Here is a 17,104-nt window from a genome sequence, read left to right on the forward strand (position 1 = left end):
GGAGGGGTACCATGGCGACCGTACAGTTAAACACAGAAGAAATATATAGGCTCCTGGAAGACGTTAAAGATCCCGAAATCGATACAGTAAGTATTCTGGATTTAGGGATGGTCCAAGACGTGACGGTTTCGGGCCAGGACGTTTCGGTAAAAATGCTGCCAACTTTTCTTGGGTGCCCGGCATTGTCGATCATTCAAAAAAATGTGGAAACAGCCCTTAAACAGCTGCCTGCCGTAAAAAATGTAAGTGTGGAATTTTTACGTTCCCCTTCCTGGACATCCGATCGAATTACGGAAAAGGGGAAAGCTGGATTGAAGGTTTTCGGAATCTCCCCTCCTCCTCGACAAATGAAAAGTGATGGATCATGGCATGTGGATTGCCCATATTGTGAATCGACATATGTCACGATGGAAAATATCTTCGGTCCAACGGCCTGCCGCAGCATTTTATATTGTAAAGCATGCAAAAATCCGTTCGAAGCGATGAAACCGATGATAAAAATAATCTAATAAAATGGAGGTTTTCTAAAATGGTAAAACTAATCGCCCTTTATAAACAACCTGAAAACAAGGAAGAATTCGATGAGCACTACTTCAATGTACATGGTCCGATAACGGAAAAAATTCCTGGTCTTCAAAAAATGGAGGTCACTAAAATTGTAGGGACCCCAATGGGCAAAGACTCTGAGTACTACATTCTTTGTGAAATGTATTATGAAGACCATGATGCATTGCAACAAGGAATGCGTTCCCCGGAAGGAAAAGCATCAGGGAAAGACCTAATGGGCTTTGCCGGGAAACTTGTAACGATGATGATCGGTGAAGAAATAAAATGAATGCGCTTCAATTCATCGAAACGTCAATCTCGGATGGAATTGGTTATATCTCTTTAAATCGGCCTAAGCAACTTAATGCCCTTAACAGGATAATGGTTAGGGAAATAGTTTCAACCATGGAAGAATTCGACCGGGACCCGCAAGTGAAGGTGATTTTGCTATCGGGCAATGGAAAAGCATTTTCCGCTGGAGCTGATATTGACGAGATGGTGAACGATGATCCAATCAGTATGGAGTTAACGAACCAATTTGCCGATTGGGACCGAATAAGCCTAGTCAAGAAGCCTGTGATTGGTGCGGTGAAAAGTTTTGTATTCGGCGGTGGTTTTGAACTTGCTTTATCCTGTGATTTCCTGATTGCCGCCAGCGATACCCAGTTTTCCTTTCCTGAAGTGACACTAGGGGTCATGCCTGGTGCAGGAGGGACCCAAAGGTTGACGAAATTGGTAGGCAAGACGAAGGCACTTGAATGGATATTGACGGCTGAAAGGATAAAGGCAAAGACAGCCCTGCAATACGGTTTCATTAATAAGATCGTCGCACCTGAATTGTTAATGGAAGAATCGGTTGACTTTGCTAGAAAGATAGCAAAGCAACCCCCGTTAGCTGTAAGGCTGATCAAAGAATCTATCAATAAGGCCGTTGATTATCCCTTAAATGAGGGCATGCAATTTGAACGGAAGAATTTCTATATCCTTTTCGCATCAGAGGACCAAAAAGAAGGAATGAAAGCATTTGTTGAAAAAAGGGAGCCAAAATTCACAGGCGGATAAGGGGTGCTCTATGTACGAAACGATCAAATATAGGGTTGAAAATGGAGTTGCTTGGCTTACTTTGAACCGTCCTGATAAACTAAATGCCTTTACGTCCCAAATGAATAAGGAAATACAGAAAGCGATCAAAATATCCGCGGGGGCAGATGAAGTCCGGGCCATTATCATTACTGGGGAAGGCAGGGCATTTTGTTCGGGGCAGGATTTATCGGATGTTGATGAGGGCATGAATTTAGGCCAGAAGCTGCGTGAGGATTACGGTCCGATGATGGGGCAAATAGCAAACTGTGAAAAACCGATCATTGCAGGAGTCAATGGGGTGGCTGCAGGTGCTGGCTTCAGCCTGGCGCTGGCATGCGATTTTCGGCTTGTTTCTGAAAAAGCCAGTTTTTTAAATGCTTTTGTCAATATTGGATTGATTCCTGATTCGGGGAATCTGTATTACCTTTCGCGAATCGTTGGTCATGCGAAAGCCCTGGAATTATCTTTATTGGGCGAAAAGGTTACGGCTGGCGAGGCGAAAAATATCGGGCTCGCTACAAAAGTGATCGGTGTGGATGAGTGGAACGAGCAATTGAAAGCCTTTGCAGAGAATATCGCAAACAAACCAACGAAGGCAATCGGATTAATCAAAAGATACTTAGAGGCGTCCTATCATCTTTCATTGGAAGAATACTTAAAAGAAGAAGCGGAGGGTCAGCGCATTGCTGGCTTAACGAAGGATTATGCAGAAGGTGTGACAGCATTCACTGAAAAAAGGAAAGCTCAATTCATAGGCAAGTAATATAGAAAAGGGAGTGGGATTACATGGTTAGAGTACAAGAGGCGGCATTTGAAAAAGCGGAAATGAAGCGTGATTATTATCATCTGATCATTAATGGAGAAAGAGTGGAAAGCACGGATGGTTCCACGATTGATGCGTACAATCCTGCGACTGGTGAAATCATTGCCAAGGTTGCAAAGGCGACCAAGGAAGATGCAGAAAAGGCTGTTCAAGCTGCACGTGAAGCATTTGATAACGGGAAATGGAAGAGGACTCCGATTAACAAACGGTCTCGTGTTTTGAACAAAATTGCAGCGATCATGCGTTCACGCTTTAATGAATTGGTTGAATTGGAAGTCCTGAACAGCGGCAAATCCATTTCTGCAGCGCAAGGCCAAGTCATGCAGGCAATTGAAGATTTCGAGTTTTATGCAGGAGCGTTAGTTGCACACCGCGGATCTGTGAATAATGTGCCTGGTCAATTCCATAACTATACGGAAAAAGAGCCAGTAGGCGTTTGTGCCCAAATCATCCCATGGAATTACCCTATGATGATGGCTGCGTGGAAAATTGCACCTGCAATCGCGGTCGGCTGTTCAGTGATCGTTAAGCCAGCCTCGTTAACGCCGCTGACGGCCATTGTTTTAGGGGAAATCTGTTTAGAAGCAGGTGTTCCTTCAGGCGTGGTCAATATCATTCCAGGTCCTGGATCGGACGTAGGAAATTACCTTGTTCAGCATCCGAAAGTGAATAAGGTGGCCTTCACGGGTTCTACGCCAATCGGCAGAGATCTTATGGGCAAGGCTTCACAGACATTAAAAAGGGTCACATTGGAGCTTGGCGGCAAGTCCCCTAATATTGTTTTTGAAGATGCAGACCTTGAAGCAGCCATCGATGGATCATTATATGGAATTTTCTATAATACTGGGCAGTCTTGCGAAGCTAGATCCCGTTTATACGTTCACGAAGACATATACGATGAGTTTGTTGCCAGATTCGTAGAAAAGACGAAAAAATTGAAATTGGGCAATCCGCTCGACAAAGAAACACACATCGGTGCAGTCATAGATCAAGGGCAATTGGATGTCATCGACAATTATGTCCAATCTGCCATTACTGATGGAGCGAAGATCCTGACGGGAGGAAAGCCAGCGGTCATTGAAGGTTTCGAAAACGGTTATTGGTATGAGCCGACGGTCATAGCGAATGTCAATCATGAAATGGATGTAGTGAAAGAGGAAATATTCGGGCCGGTCGTTGTCATAATGAAATTCAAAGATGAAAAAGAAGCTGTGAGGCTCGCGAATGATACGGAATTCGGTTTGGGTTCAGCCCTTTGGACAAAAGATGGCGGGCGTGCGACTAGAGTGGCCAATCAAATAGAAGCGGGAATCGTCATGGTGAATTGCCCATTCTCCGCATTTCCTGGAACACCTTTCGGAGGGTATAAACAGTCAGGATTCGGCCGGGAACTTTGCATTGAGACACTTGATCTTTATACAGAAACGAAAAGCATCATTTCCTATCATGGAAGCCGTCCCTTAAATCCATTTGGAATTCAATAAAACAAAAAAATAGACGGCTGGCTGAACGGTATGTCGGAAAAGTAATTCAGGTATGGTTGAATGCTTATCTGATTCACCCACAGCCAGCCCTATTTATTTTTGAAGGAGGAATGAATGAATGATTAGTAATCTAGTGGTCGTCGGATCTGGTGTCATGGGCAGGGGAATAGCTTATGTAGGAGCAATAGGGGGCTTTAATGTAGTATTAGTGGATGTAAATCAGGATGCTTTGGAAAGTGCTAGAAACGAAATCGATTCCATTTTTGAAAAGGGTTTGCGCTACCAAAAGATTACCGAGGAAGAAGCGGCAGCTGCAAAAAGCAGATTTACCTATTCTGCCAATCTGAAAGAATCAGCGGCATATGCCGACTTGATCATAGAGGCAGTTCCGGAAAAGGCGGAAATCAAGAGGGCAGTCTTCGAAACGATTGAAATCCATGCAAAAGCAGATTGTTACTTTGCAACCAATACTTCCACGATGAGTCCGACGGAAATTGGTTCTTATGGAAAGCGTCCCGAAAAAACGATTGCCATGCATTTTTTCAATCCTGTACAAAAAATGCCGCTCGTTGAAATTGTACGTGGTCTTGAAACAAGCGATGAAACGGCAGCCATAATAAAAGAGGTAGCCGAAAAAATGGGGAAAGAGACCGTGGTCATAAATGAATTCCCTGGGTTTGTTACAAGCAGGATCAGCTGTTTGGTAGGTAATGAAGCGTTCTTTATGCTTCAAGAAGGCTTAGGAACACCAGAAGAAATCGATAAGGCAATAAAGTTAGGGCTGAATTACCCAATGGGACCATTTGAGCTAGGTGATTTGGTGGGATTGGATGCCCGCTTGAATAATTTAAAATATTTACATAGTAAACTGGGTGAGAAATACCGCCCGGCTCCCCTCCTTGAACAGTATGTTAAAGCTGGCAGGCTCGGCCGTAAGTCTGGTAAAGGTGTGTACGATTATACAAAAGACGGCGAGCTGGTGAGGAAATGAAGGATGTTGTGATCATTGATGCTGTGAGAACACCAATCGGAAGGTATAAAGGCGCATTGAAAAGCGTTCGCCCGGATGACCTCGGCGCAATTGTAATCAAGGCGCTGATAGATCGCAATCCAGAGCTGCCGCCTGATCAAATTGAGGATGTCATCTTCGGGAATGCAAATCAAGCGGGAGAGGATAATCGCGACGTGGCCCGGATGTCCGCCCTCTTAGCTGGTCTTCCGGTAAATGTAGCTGGAACGACAATAAATCGTTTATGTGGATCCGGATTGGATGCCGTCATGTATGCTGCACGCTCCATTGCAGTCGGTGAAGGCGATATTTATATCGCAGGGGGTACTGAAAGCATGACAAGGGCGCCGTACGTCATGGCCAAACCTGAGAGTGAATTTCCGCGGGGTTCAATGGAGCTTCAGGATACAACGATCGGATGGCGTTTCACGAATGAGAAACTTAAAGAAATGTATGGTGCGGATTCCATGCCTCAAACGGCTGAAAACGTCGCCCTGCGTTTTTCTGTTTCAAGGGAGGACCAAGATCAATTCGCTTATCAAAGCCAGAAAAGGGCGAAAAACGCGGTGGAAAATGAGCGTTTCATTAATGAAATCGTACCTGTTCGATATACGGATCGAAAAGGGAATGAGGTCATTATCGAGAAGGATGAACACCCTCGTCCTGACACGACCATCGAAAAGCTGGAAAAACTCAAACCGATCTTTAAAGGCGGCACTGTAACCGCCGGTAATGCTTCAGGTGTAAATGATGGAGCCTCGGCACTGCTTTTGATGAGTGCAGAAAAAGCACGGGAGCTTGGATTGAAGCCTCTGGCCAAATATGTTGTAGGGGCGGTAGCGGGCTTGGAACCGTCCATTATGGGCCTTGGCCCGATTCATGCCACTAAAAAAGCATTGGAGAGGGCAAGTTTGACGATTGAAGACATCGGGCTGGTGGAATTGAATGAAGCATTCGCTTCCCAATCCTTGGAGTGCATCCGCCAATTGAAATTGGATCAGGAGAAAGTGAATGTCAACGGCGGGGCAATAGCTTTTGGCCATCCGCTCGGTGCAAGCGGGGCGCGTATTTTAACAACACTCGTCCACGAAATGAAAAAGCGGAAAGTACGCTATGGCCTTGCGACGATGTGTGTAGGCGTCGGCCAAGGCATATCCGCCATTATAGAAAATATCGATAAAGAATGATTAAGCGTATGGCCCTTATTAATTTTATCTGCATAAGGGTCATTTTTTCAAAAAAGGGAGGAGACTCATGTCCAAGGTTATTTATAAAGTGATAAATCAAATCGGCTATATAACAGTGAATCGGCCCGACGTATTGAACTGCTTCGACTATGAGACACTTTGTGAACTGCAGCAAGTCATCGATGCCGTTTATTATGACGGCGATATCCGTGTCGTCATTTTCACCGGTGCAGGGGAAAAAGCATTCAGCGCGGGAGCGGATTTGAAAGAAAGGAAGTCTTTGAATGATGCCGACGTGAGAAGGAACGTTAAAGCGATTCGCGATGTTTTTAATAGTATCGCAGGGCTTCCGCAGCCGACAATGGCTGCCGTCAATGGATATGCATTGGGGGGAGGATTTGAATGGCTGCTTTCATGTGACTTTGCAATTGCTGCGGAAGGTGTTTCTTTGGGGCTCACTGAAACTAGTTGGGCCATTATTCCGGGAGCAGGCGGAACACAGCGGCTGCCGAGATTGATTGGGGAAATGAAGGCCAAGGAATTGATCTTCACCGCTAAAAAATTGACTGCGGAAGAAGCATGTCAATTAGGGATCCTTTTGAAGGTCGTACCAAGGGATCGTCTAATGTCAGCCTGTGAGGAATTGGCAGCCAATATCATGAAGAATGGGCCGATTGCAGTCAAACAAGCCAAATATGCGATTGACCAAGGAATGAATACGGACTTGCAAACGGGAATGGCCATAGAAGGAAAAGCCTATGAATTGACCATTCCGACTCAAGATAGATCGGAAGCGCTCCAGGCATTTAGTGAACGGAGAAAAGCGCGATTTACTGGTGAATAATATTGCGCTTTCATTTTAAAAAGATATAATAATTATTATGTCTCCCGTGTGAAAATAGTAACAATGTTAGGACGAGGTGAGAAAGATAGGTACTAATACACAATCCATGATTTTTACGATATACGGCGATTATATCCGTAACTATGGAAGTAAAATCTGGATAGGCAGTTTAATTCGTTTGTTAAAGGAATTCGGCCATAATGAGCAGGGCGTTCGTGTAGCCGTTTCACGAATGGTCAAGCAAGGGTGGATTCAGTCAGAGAAGCAGGGAAATAAAAGCTATTATTTTTTGACTGATCGCGGTGTGCAGAGAATGGATGAAGCGGCCAATCGCATATATAAGATGAAACCGAATGAATGGGATGGTAAATGGCGCATCTTAATGTACACGATCCCTGAAGATAAGCGGCAATTACGGGATGATCTCCGCAAAGAATTATTATGGAGCGGGTTTGGCAGTTTTTCAAGTGGTTGCTGGATTTCCCCCAATGATTTGGAGAAGCAAATCAATCGCTTGATCGAGAAATATGACATAGATGAATATGTTGATTTTTTCATCTCGGAGTACAAAGGTCCAAAAGAAAACCAATCGCTTGTAGAGAAGAGCTGGCAATTAGAAGAGATTGAAAATAAATATGAAGAATTCATCGAGAAATACAGTAAACAATTCATCGTTCATCAAAGCATCATTAGCAGGGGTGAAATGTCCGATGCAGATTGTTTTGTGGAACGAACGAACTTGGTGCATGAATACCGTAAATTTTTATTCATCGATCCGGGCCTGCCAAAGGAACTTCTGCCTACTAAGTGGAATGGGAATCATGCTGCTCTTTTATTTAGCCAGTATTATCAAGTCTTGGCTGAACCAGCAAGCCGTTTCTTTGAAAGCGTATTTCAGGAAAACAATGATTTATGCCGGAAAGATGAAACCTATGATGCCAAGGACCATCCACTCATCATTAAGTGAAAAAGAGCTTCGGCCAGTCGTTAACGACGACTTGCCGAAGCTCTTTTCAAATTCCTTACAATAATTAATCAAGTATCACCTTGAAGTCTTTCCCTTTTTGAACATATGTATCGATGGAAAGTTGGATCAATTCAAGATCTTTATCATTCAATCGGCGAACCACTTTCCCCGGGGAACCAATGACCAGTGAACGTGGAGGTATGATTTTGCCAGAGGAAATCAATGTGTTAGCTCCGACGATGCATTCTTCGCCGATCTCTACATTATCCAATATCGTTGATCCCATACCAATAATGGATCGTTTGCCTATTTTACAACCATGCAGGATGACATTGTGACCGACCGTCACTTCATCTTCAATGACAACCGGGCATCCTTCAAATAAATGAATGGTGGAGTTATCTTGAATACTGCATTTTTCTCCTATTGTAATTGAATCTTCATCACCGCGCAGTACGGAATTAAACCAAATGGTCGAGTCTTTCCCAATCGAAACATCACCGATTAAATGAGCGCCGGGTGCCACGAAAACGGTATCATCAATGGATGGTTTTTTATTATTGTACGGAATAATCATAGTCTCGCTCCTTTTTTAAAAAGTCAGAATTGTTTTTCTAATGAATATAGTATAACATTAAATTGACTGGGAGGGATGAAAGTGAAATGTATTTGTGAACTTTTTGAGATAAAATATCCAATTATTCAAGGCGGCATGGGGAATATAAGCAATGCAAGTCTTGCGGCTGCAGTATCCAATGCAGGGGGCCTGGGAACAATAGGGTGCGGTACCATGACTCCTGAACAGGTAGAAGCCATCATTCTCGAAACCAAAGATAAAACCAATAACAATTTTGCGTTGAACATTCCAATAAACGTTAGTCCATATACAGATGAGTTAGTGAATCTTGTCCTGAAGCATGATATACCTGTAGTTTCCTTATCTGCAGGGAATCCTGCCCCTTTCATTCCCCTATTGCAAAAAAAGAATATAAAAGTGATTGCCATCGTTGCGTCGGTCAAGCACGCACAAAAAGCGCAAGAAGCAGGGGCAGATGTGCTGGTCGCAGAAGGGTTTGAAGCCGCCGGCATCAACTCGAACCTGGAAATGACGACGTTTACACTCATTCCGCAAATCAGCAAGCATGTGACGCTTCCCGTTTTGGCCGCTGGCGGAATAGGCAATGGGCAGGGGTTGGCAGCTGCATTGATGCTGGGAGCTTCAGGCGTCCAATTGGGAACCAGGCTGATTGCTACACAAGAAGCACCGTTCCATCCGTCATATAAGCAGAAACTAATTGAAGCGATGGGCAATGATACAGTAATTTTGGGCAGATCATTTGGACAGGTCAGAAGGGTATTGAAGGACCCATATACCGAGAAAGTGCTGGATCTGGAGAAGCAGGGTCTGTCTCCTGTGAATTATCGTGAAATGACCTCTGAAGTCCATCATATAAATGGAGCGATGAACGGGGATGTTACCAATGGTTTTATGAACAGCGGCCAGGTTGCCGGATTGATTGACGATATACCTACGGTAAAGGAATTACTTGATGGCATGATGAAAGATGCGAAAAAACATATGGAGGATGGATTGAGCAGGCTCTCTGCCCCTTTTATGATTTGAGTGCGGAAGGTACCTAATTTGCCAAACGTTCATGTCTAGAAGAAACATCTAAAAATTTATAGATCCTTCCTAATATTATGTAATAAAAGTTTGAAGAGGGAAAACCTCTTTGGAATAGTAAAAACAAAAAACTAAAAAGTCAATCCATAACAAAAAAGGCGCCATGAACAGGCGCCTTTTTGATTTATGTCATTATTAGCAGCATCCGCCGAAGCCGCCGCCGAATCCCCAACTGCATCCAATGATGATCAGCAAGATGAATAATACGATCAGCAATGCGAATCCGTTATCGAAACCGCCGCCACAACATTCGTTACCATTTCCACCCATTTGATTTCCTCCTCATATATATTATGAATTACATACCTAGCAAAACATCTTTACCGGGAATACTTCATACTATGTATTCTAGGCCGAAGTGTTTGCTTATTCATAAAAAATGGGCGTGGGCAAACCAAGGGATTAAGCCCGAATATTTTTTTGATTTCGTTTTGAATGTTATAATATACCATGTGGATTGTGGAGGAAGGGAGCTGAATTAAGTCATGAAAGTTGCCATTATAACGGATGTGCATGGTAATGCTTCAGCGTTAAAAGCCGTCCTTAGGGATATTGATCAAAGGGAAGAAATAGATCGTGTCTATTGTTTGGGAGATATGGTTGGGATTGGCCCGGATACAAATGAAGTCCTTGAACTTTTATTTTCAAGAAATGATTTATCGATGATAACTGGAAATCATGATGAAGCTGTCCTGGCCATCATTAACGGGGAGCCGCATCCGGACGGACATATTCATGTTAAGGAGCATCATGAATGGATAGCTGAAAGGATGCAGCGGAAATTCATAAATGAATTGGAGAAATTGCCTCGAACCATACATCATATCATTAATGATCACTCCGTTTACTTCACCCATTATCACATGGAACCGAAGAAATTGGATGAGCACATAAGCCAAAATCCATATAGTAAAATCGTTGAACCGAGTTTAAATAACTTGGAAATGCTTTTCAAAGATCAGCATCACGATTTAATAGGATTCGGACATCATCATCCTATCCACTTTTATAAAAATGACCGAACGATATTCCTGAACCCTGGTTCTCTTGGCTGTAATGGTGAACCAGTTGCTCCTTATGCCATTGTTTCAATTGAAAATGCGGGTATTCAGGTAAAGCTTGAAAAAGTGGCCTATGATAATACATCGTTCCTGTCATCGTACCAAAGCTTACAAGTTCCAGAGCATGAATTCATTATACGTGCCTTCCATGGCGGGCAGCAGGCCTAAGACGTTTATAAAAGATGAAGGTTGGGGAAATGTTGAGCATAAAGGTACATGCCTGCGGGTACGCTAATAGGCAAACAATATGAAGCTGGAGGTAGGTCATGAAGGAAAATGAACAGGTAATTCAAGAGCAGGAAGAGATGGAACGGCATAGTCTTGTCTGTAATGATGAATTGTTTAATAAGGATCTGTATGCCATTGTCGATGATACGATGCAAGAGGAAAAATAAACGGGGAAAACGCTGCAGGAAATGTCTGTAGCGTTTATTTTTTACTTTGAATTGGTTGAAGTCCGATTTTTATTTTTAGTAAAAAATCAATTCCTGCCCGTTTGATCGCTCTTTTTGCAGCCAGTGAATCCCTGAAGTGAATCATTTGAAACCATTCTGGATTTATCCCATACTATATATAAGTTTCAAATCGAGAGGAGGGATGGCATGGGACATCATCATGGTCACTCCCATGATCATGGGCACGGACACCACCATTCTAACAATAAAAAAGCATTGTTGGCATCTTTCTTATTAATCTCCACATTTATGATAGTAGAGGTCATTGGGGGATTTTTGACAAATAGTCTGGCTTTATTGTCGGATGCAGGTCACATGCTTAGCGATGCGGCAGCATTAGGGCTTAGTTATACAGCGATAAGGTTGGGGGAAAGGAAAGCGACATCGTCCAAATCGTTTGGGTATAAACGGTTTGAGATCATTGCTGCTTGCTTGAATGGATTGACATTGATCGTCATATCCGTATTCATTTTCTTTGAGGCAATTAAGAGGTTCCTGGATCCTCCTGAGGTTCAAAGCATGGGAATGCTAATGATTTCAATTATTGGCTTACTTGTTAATGTCATTGCCGCCTGGATTTTAATGAGCGGAGATAAGGAAGACAATCTGAATGTGCGAAGTGCTTTTTTACATGTCATTGGTGATATGCTTGGATCTGTGGGTGCCATTGCGGCCGCACTCTTGATTTATTTTTTCGATTGGGGAATTGCAGATCCAATTGCGAGCGTCATGGTCGCGATTTTAATTATTATCAGCGGTTTTAGGGTAGTGAGGGATTCTTTCCATATCTTGATGGAGGGCACACCAGATCAAGTCGATATGGATGAAGTGAAAGCATCCTTGGTAAAATTGGACGGTGTATCCGATGTCCATGATCTCCATATTTGGACGATCACTTCTGGTTTTTTGACAATGAGCTGCCATGTTGTCATAGATGAGAACGGTAATCACGATTCAGTTTTAGCAGAAGCGCAAAAACTACTTCATGATCAGTTTGGAATTGAACATAGTACGATCCAAGTGGAAAGGCAGGAAGCGGGCTGTCCCAATCCACACGAGACATGTAATTGAAAAGGCTGGCTCAGTTTAGAGCCAGCCTCTTTAGAGTGTAATGAGGAGCTCATGGTTTTTTGTATGATTTTTACGATCACATAGCGGCATTCCTGTTAAAATGAATCGAGATCACTTACACAAAGTTACGAAGTGAAAACACCGGTTAATTTTACTGCGAACATAATCCTGACACATTAAAAGGGTAAAATTGAGGGAAAAGGCTTGGTGTTTTTTTATAATTAGCATATACAAAATAATTCCACTATAATTCAGGAAGGAGGAATCCATATATGAAGAAAATTCTTGTAGTAGAAGATGAAATTGCCATATCGATGGTATTGAAAGCATATTTGGAGCGGGAAGGTTTTGATGTAGTCCAAGTTTACGATGGGCTAAAGGCCATTCCAGTGTTTGAAGAAACGAAGCCAGACCTTGTCCTGCTGGATGTCATGCTGCCGGGTAAGGAAGGCTGGGATATATTGAAGGAAATTCGGGAGGACGATACATGTCCGGTTATCATGTTGACTGCACTGACAGATGTCGATTACAGATTATCGGGATTTAAGTCAGGTGCGGATGATTACATCTCCAAACCCTTCGTTGCTGAAGAAGTCGTGGCCCGGGTGCATGCCGTTTTAAGAAGATCATCATCGGTTATTACGGAAGATGGTCATATACACGAGTTTGGGAGTTTAATCATCGATGATCTGTCATATATGGTGCATTTGAATGGGAAAGAGATAAACTTGACGCCGCGTGATTTGTCTCTTCTCGTTTTTTTCGCTAAGCACCCTAATCAAATTTTCACGAGGGAACAGCTGCTCGACCAGGTGTGGGGCATGGATTATGACGGCAGTGACCGTGCGGTGGACCTGGCGATCAAACGTATCAGGAAGGCGATAGATGCATGGCCGGTAACTGAGGGGGAAATAAAAACATTGCGTGGATTGGGGTATCAATTGAGTGTCTATGAAAACTAAAAAAAGAACCACTTTACAACGCTATTGGACAAAGAGATACGTATTGACCTTGATTTCCGGTTTGATATTATTGTCTGTTTTTTCCTTATGGTGGATGGAAAAAACGGCTTTGGAGTATAGGCTCAGCCTTCTTAAATACTTAGCTGATGAAACAGCCGATCGCGCTATTAAGGAAAATGGCCAGATTGTCGTTGGCCCGATCCTTTCGGAAATTGTTGAGGAACGGGAGAAAATCCTCCATCTTAATCAACAGCCAATCATCTATATCGTCGATCCCGATGCCACCATCATATATACGATGCCACAGTTGTATATCGATCCGGATGAAAATAAACTCCCGGACGTCATCATGAAAAATAAGGAGTTAGTCCAGAAGGTCAAGATTTCCGATAACAAAGTATATGTCGTCAAATCCCCCATTACGTTCAATGATGAGACGAGAGGTTGGGTGGTCATTGCCCAGGAAGAAGGGGCATTGAAGGAAATCAACCAAGATCATGGCTTGTTGGCGATCATGATTGGAGGACTTCTGATTCTGGGTACGGGAGTCATTTATTTTCTTTCCAGGCAGATTTCACGCCCCATCCAAGACGTAGCTAACGCCGCTGTCCAGGTTCGTGAAGGCAACTATGATATCCATTTCAAAGAGGAAGAGGAAATCAAGGAAGAAGAAATTTATGAACTGATAGAATCATTTAAGGAAATGACCAATCGATTGAAGGTCATGGAGAAGTTGCGGGCGGAATTGCTCGCGGGCGTAACCCATGATTTGAAAACGCCAGTCACTTCCATTAGCGGACTGATACAAGCGGTTAAGGATGATGTCGTCAAGGGAGAGCAAAGTAAGGAATTCCTCGATATTTCCTTAAAGGAAACTCAGCGTTTACAAGGTATGATAGAGGATTTACTCAATTATAATGCCATATCGGCAGGCGCTTTTAAAATCCAGGTGCAAAAAGAGAATATCAATATATTCATCAAGGAAATCGCCTATCGCTGGCAGGTGACCCAAGATAATGATCAAGCGTTCGCTTTGGAGATAAAAGTTCCTGATGAACCGGTCTTTGGTCAAATTGATTCATTGCGGATGCAGCAAATCGTCATTAACCTTTTGAATAATGCCAGACATGCACTTGACGGCAAAGGGAAAATAGCGATTCATCTTTATGAAAAGGATGAAGAACGAATCTGCATTGATGTTCTGGACAGCGGGAGGGGGATTCCGAAACATGAACAGCTATATGTGTTCGAACCATTTTATCGAGGCGAAAACAAAAAGCTGAAGGTACGTGGGCTAGGTTTGGGACTGCCATTCAGTAAGATGCTCGCAAAAGCGCAAAAGGGAGATCTTGTGCTTAAGGATAGCGATGAACAAGGCACCACCTTCACGATTATCATAGAGAAAGCGGATAAGATATAATAAGAGGTTGTCCGATTTAATGGACAACCTCTTATTATGCAGAATGTTAACTGATTAAGCTAATTGGCTGATTGCCCGCCATAATTGTACATGACGGACCTTCCTTGGAAGGAAGCGTCCCATTTCTTCTTCGTTATAGCCCGCATGCAAGTTCTTATGGTCGAAAATGATTGGCCGGCGAAGTAAATCCGGGTTATCTTGAATAAGCTTGCAAAGATCATTAAGTGGTATATTATTTATATCGATATTCAGGCTTTTGAATTTTTTGGAACGGGTTGAGATGATTTCATCTGTCCCGCCTTCCGTTTTACGTAAAATTTCTTTTATTTCTTCTATAGAAAGAGGTTGGGAATATAGGTTACGTTCATTAAAGGAAATTTCGTTCTTCTTAAGCCAAGCTTTTGCTTTACGACATGCTAAACTGCTTGGGGTAGTATAAATTGTTACCATTAAAATCGACTCCTTCAAAGTTTTCAAGTTTATTGGAATGAAAATATTTTTATATTTGTGATACTCTTACTTTAACGTTCCTTTGTGTCAGCAAGATGTCAAGAAAAATAAACTTAAATGTTATTTTAAAAAGAAAGGGAGAAAATGAAATGGAATCTGCCTTTAATGAAAAAGAAACGGTTTGGGTAATGAAACCGAATAAGGACCTGCATATGCCGATATTTAATAGTGGTGTGAGAGAAGTATCATGACAGGGGATTTTTGGTCACCAGTCAGGCTATCGATACAAGTAGCGGGACTATCGGGTATCCTTGTTTTCATTTTAGGAATTTTCCTGGCGCGAATGATGGCTAAAAAGCAATTCAGGGGAAGAGTCCTGCTGGAAACAGCGTTATTATTGCCGCTTGTTTTGCCGCCGTCCGTCGTTGGGTTTTTATTGATCGTGATTTTTGGCAAGAATGGACTGCCGGGACAATTCATTGAAATGGTTTTTGACCAGCCCCTGATGTTCACGTGGTGGGCTGCGGTCATTGCATCTACCGTGGTAGCTTTTCCGCTAATGTACCAATCCGCTAAAACGGGCTTTGAAGGTATAGATGAAGAAATTGAAAATGCAGCAAGGGTTGACGGGGCCGGGGAGTGGAGGTTATTCCTGTTTGTAAGCCTCCCATTGGCGGTCAAATCGATCGTCACAGGTGCCATCTTAAGTTCAGCGCGTGCGTTGGGGGAATTCGGGGCCACACTCATGTTTGCCGGTAACATTCCCGGACAGACACAAACCATACCGACCGCGATTTATATCGCCATGGACTCCGGGAATATGACATTGGCCTGGCTATGGGTTGCCGTAATCATTGTCATTTCATTCATTATGCTTTTTATCGTGACATACATAAAATGAATGCTGTTTTTCGTATATGCTTATGAATAAGCGAGGTGCCGCTTCTACGTCCTCTTTATGGGTGAATCCGTTTTTTTCGTAAAGGTTTCGTGCGGGAAGGTTCATTTTACCGGTCGAAACGGATATCTTTTCCCAGTCGACGTGTAATTGGAGAGCATGCAACAATGCGTCCGCAATACCCTGCCGAAAATAATCAGGATGGACGACCATTCGGCAAATCAGCAATTGGCCATTCTCTTTTGTATAAGATATGGCACCAGCTAAGGCATCACCCTTTAAATAGCATAAAAACGTTTCATGGCAATGTATGAATTGTTCATATGTTTCCAATAGAGGAGGTATATCGGCAAAACCGATCATTTCTGCTTCCACCTTATAGGATTCTTTCTGCAGTTTAAATAGCTGCTGGCCATAGTCTGATTCCAGGTCCCGAATTCTCATGATCAAATCCTATCACTCCTTTTCATTACATTATAATGGAAGAGGGGGATTATTGTTTCTAATCAGTCTGTGTTATAATCGACAAACAATATGAACTAATGAAATGAGGAAGAAATTTGTTAACATTTGAAGAAAAATTGAGCATTATTGAAACTTTTCCGGAATTACAGCGAAAAGACGTTTCATTGGGACGTGTGAACTTCCATTATCCAGATAGCGTCCAGGAGAAAAAGATCGTCGTTCAGCACTTGCATCCCAATGGAAATGGGTTCGTTTACGCAGGGCAAATGAGAAAAAAAGACACTGACCGTAAAGGGTTTATCAATATACGTGACTATAATGAAGCCGAATTAAAAGAATTGATCCAAAGAAGCGTGGATTACCTATCTGAACCTCCGGCTGAAATTGAAGAAGAGGAAAACGAGTTCGCTAGGTTGGAAGGGGCATGGATTGGCCCTGAAAAGCAAGAGCTTACACTTCAAAAGGAAGACCTGCTTTGGAATGTTTATTCAGGGTCGAATCTTGAGGAATGTTTCGAAAGTCCGGTTGAGGCGGAGCGCTACTTATTGGACGAAGGCTTCCGACAAAGCAAGAAGAGGAATATGTAGAATTTTAGGATAATTTGTCGGTTGATTTACGGCGATAATCTTGTTTTTTTAGGATTTTCCATGATATAATATGAGTAATTATTTTTGTTCGGAAAAGTTTGATAGAAG

The 17,104-nt window shown here is 42.8% G+C and carries 21 protein-coding genes; 17 read left to right on the forward strand and 4 right to left on the reverse strand.

The genetic code is table 11. The features are described from left to right. Nucleotides 1-11: 11 nt before the first annotated feature. The 9 genes from paaD to paaX all read left to right on the forward strand — a co-directional run bounded on the left by paaD (nt 12) and on the right by paaX (nt 7,943). Entirely contained in the window at nt 12-509 is a 498-nt protein-coding gene (paaD, locus tag NYE65_RS17625) for a 1,2-phenylacetyl-CoA epoxidase subunit PaaD (protein WP_057275714.1), read from the forward strand. Between the two features lie 20 nt (nt 510-529). Next, the gene (locus tag NYE65_RS17630) at nt 530-835 is read left to right on the forward strand and encodes an EthD family reductase (RefSeq protein ID WP_034314904.1); all 306 of its coding nucleotides are present in this window, start codon (nt 530-532) and stop codon (nt 833-835) included. Then, entirely contained in the window at nt 832-1,608 is a 777-nt protein-coding gene (locus NYE65_RS17635) for an enoyl-CoA hydratase/isomerase family protein (RefSeq protein WP_034314902.1), read from the forward strand. Before NYE65_RS17630 ends, NYE65_RS17635 begins: the two co-directional genes overlap by 4 nt. Nucleotides 1,609-1,618: 10 nt before the next feature. Beyond that, the gene (locus NYE65_RS17640; RefSeq protein WP_340861366.1) at nt 1,619-2,392 is read left to right on the forward strand and encodes an enoyl-CoA hydratase-related protein; all 774 of its coding nucleotides are present in this window, start codon (nt 1,619-1,621) and stop codon (nt 2,390-2,392) included. A gap of 23 nt (nt 2,393-2,415) precedes the next feature. Next, nucleotides 2,416-3,936: an aldehyde dehydrogenase family protein gene (locus NYE65_RS17645; RefSeq protein WP_340861367.1), complete on the forward strand. Its 1,521-nt coding sequence runs from the start codon at nt 2,416-2,418 to the stop codon at nt 3,934-3,936. A gap of 118 nt (nt 3,937-4,054) precedes the next feature. Then, complete coding sequence (locus tag NYE65_RS17650) at nt 4,055-4,927, forward strand: 3-hydroxyacyl-CoA dehydrogenase (protein WP_340861368.1); 873 nt, start codon at nt 4,055-4,057, stop codon at nt 4,925-4,927. Further along, nucleotides 4,924-6,132, forward strand: coding sequence for an acetyl-CoA C-acyltransferase (locus NYE65_RS17655; RefSeq protein ID WP_340861369.1), 1,209 nt, complete (start codon nt 4,924-4,926; stop codon nt 6,130-6,132). The genes NYE65_RS17650 and NYE65_RS17655 overlap by 4 nt, the downstream gene beginning before the upstream one ends. A 67-nt stretch (nt 6,133-6,199) precedes the next feature. Continuing rightward, nucleotides 6,200-6,976 (forward strand): enoyl-CoA hydratase-related protein, encoded by a 777-nt coding sequence (locus tag NYE65_RS17660; RefSeq protein ID WP_340861370.1) that lies wholly within the window; start codon nt 6,200-6,202, stop codon nt 6,974-6,976. Nucleotides 6,977-7,061: 85 nt separating this feature from the next. Continuing rightward, nucleotides 7,062-7,943, forward strand: coding sequence for a phenylacetic acid degradation operon negative regulatory protein PaaX (gene paaX, locus NYE65_RS17665; RefSeq protein ID WP_340862142.1), 882 nt, complete (start codon nt 7,062-7,064; stop codon nt 7,941-7,943). 64 nt (nt 7,944-8,007) lie between these two features. On the opposite strand, the gene NYE65_RS17670 is transcribed toward paaX, so the two are convergent. Further along, the gene (locus NYE65_RS17670; RefSeq protein WP_328176135.1) at nt 8,008-8,520 is read right to left on the reverse strand and encodes a gamma carbonic anhydrase family protein; all 513 of its coding nucleotides are present in this window, start codon (nt 8,518-8,520) and stop codon (nt 8,008-8,010) included. 81 nt (nt 8,521-8,601) lie between these two features. Here NYE65_RS17670 and NYE65_RS17675 point away from each other — a divergent pair, with 81 nt between their 5' ends. After that, nucleotides 8,602-9,567: an NAD(P)H-dependent flavin oxidoreductase gene (locus tag NYE65_RS17675; protein ID WP_275730885.1), complete on the forward strand. Its 966-nt coding sequence runs from the start codon at nt 8,602-8,604 to the stop codon at nt 9,565-9,567. 195 nt (nt 9,568-9,762) lie between these two features. On the opposite strand, the gene NYE65_RS17680 is transcribed toward NYE65_RS17675, so the two are convergent. Continuing rightward, nucleotides 9,763-9,897: a YjcZ family sporulation protein gene (locus tag NYE65_RS17680; protein WP_063577172.1), complete on the reverse strand. Its 135-nt coding sequence runs from the start codon at nt 9,895-9,897 to the stop codon at nt 9,763-9,765. Nucleotides 9,898-10,112: 215 nt separating this feature from the next. On the opposite strand from NYE65_RS17680, the gene NYE65_RS17685 reads away from it, so the two are divergent. The 5 genes from NYE65_RS17685 (at nt 10,113) to NYE65_RS17705 (ending at nt 14,596) form a co-directional block, all read left to right on the forward strand. Beyond that, nucleotides 10,113-10,856, forward strand: coding sequence for a metallophosphoesterase family protein (locus NYE65_RS17685; protein WP_340861371.1), 744 nt, complete (start codon nt 10,113-10,115; stop codon nt 10,854-10,856). Nucleotides 10,857-10,954: 98 nt separating this feature from the next. Continuing rightward, on the forward strand, nt 10,955-11,083 hold the full coding sequence (locus tag NYE65_RS17690; RefSeq protein ID WP_255256801.1) for a hypothetical protein: 129 nt from the start codon (nt 10,955-10,957) through the stop codon (nt 11,081-11,083). A 207-nt stretch (nt 11,084-11,290) separates the two neighbouring features. Further along, nucleotides 11,291-12,214 carry a cation diffusion facilitator family transporter gene (locus NYE65_RS17695; protein WP_340861372.1) on the forward strand — a complete coding sequence of 308 codons (924 nt, stop codon included), beginning with the start codon at nt 11,291-11,293 and terminating at the stop codon, nt 12,212-12,214. Nucleotides 12,215-12,486: 272 nt separating this feature from the next. Continuing rightward, nucleotides 12,487-13,176: a response regulator transcription factor gene (locus tag NYE65_RS17700; RefSeq protein WP_340861373.1), complete on the forward strand. Its 690-nt coding sequence runs from the start codon at nt 12,487-12,489 to the stop codon at nt 13,174-13,176. After that, nucleotides 13,166-14,596 carry a HAMP domain-containing sensor histidine kinase gene (locus NYE65_RS17705; RefSeq protein ID WP_328176257.1) on the forward strand — a complete coding sequence of 477 codons (1,431 nt, stop codon included), beginning with the start codon at nt 13,166-13,168 and terminating at the stop codon, nt 14,594-14,596. Before NYE65_RS17700 ends, NYE65_RS17705 begins: the two co-directional genes overlap by 11 nt. 54 nt (nt 14,597-14,650) lie before the next feature. Here NYE65_RS17705 and spx read toward each other — a convergent pair whose 3' ends face one another. Then, nucleotides 14,651-15,046 (reverse strand): transcriptional regulator Spx, encoded by a 396-nt coding sequence (gene spx, locus NYE65_RS17710; protein WP_328176130.1) that lies wholly within the window; start codon nt 15,044-15,046, stop codon nt 14,651-14,653. A gap of 247 nt (nt 15,047-15,293) precedes the next feature. Between spx and modB the strand changes: the two genes are divergently transcribed. Beyond that, entirely contained in the window at nt 15,294-15,947 is a 654-nt protein-coding gene (modB, locus tag NYE65_RS17715) for a molybdate ABC transporter permease subunit (protein WP_340861374.1), read from the forward strand. Here modB and NYE65_RS17720 read toward each other — a convergent pair. Further along, nucleotides 15,909-16,388 (reverse strand): GNAT family N-acetyltransferase, encoded by a 480-nt coding sequence (locus tag NYE65_RS17720; RefSeq protein ID WP_328176256.1) that lies wholly within the window; start codon nt 16,386-16,388, stop codon nt 15,909-15,911. The two genes, modB and NYE65_RS17720, sit on opposite strands and share 39 nt — an antisense overlap. 116 nt (nt 16,389-16,504) lie before the next feature. Here NYE65_RS17720 and NYE65_RS17725 point away from each other — a divergent pair, with 116 nt between their 5' ends. Then, nucleotides 16,505-16,996, forward strand: a complete 492-nt coding sequence (locus tag NYE65_RS17725; RefSeq protein ID WP_340861375.1) for a hypothetical protein — start codon at nt 16,505-16,507, stop codon at nt 16,994-16,996. Nucleotides 16,997-17,104 lie beyond the last annotated feature (108 nt).

This window comes from Peribacillus sp. FSL R5-0717 (assembly GCF_038002945.1).
Classification (GTDB): Bacteria; Bacillota; Bacilli; order Bacillales; family DSM-1321; genus Peribacillus; species Peribacillus frigoritolerans.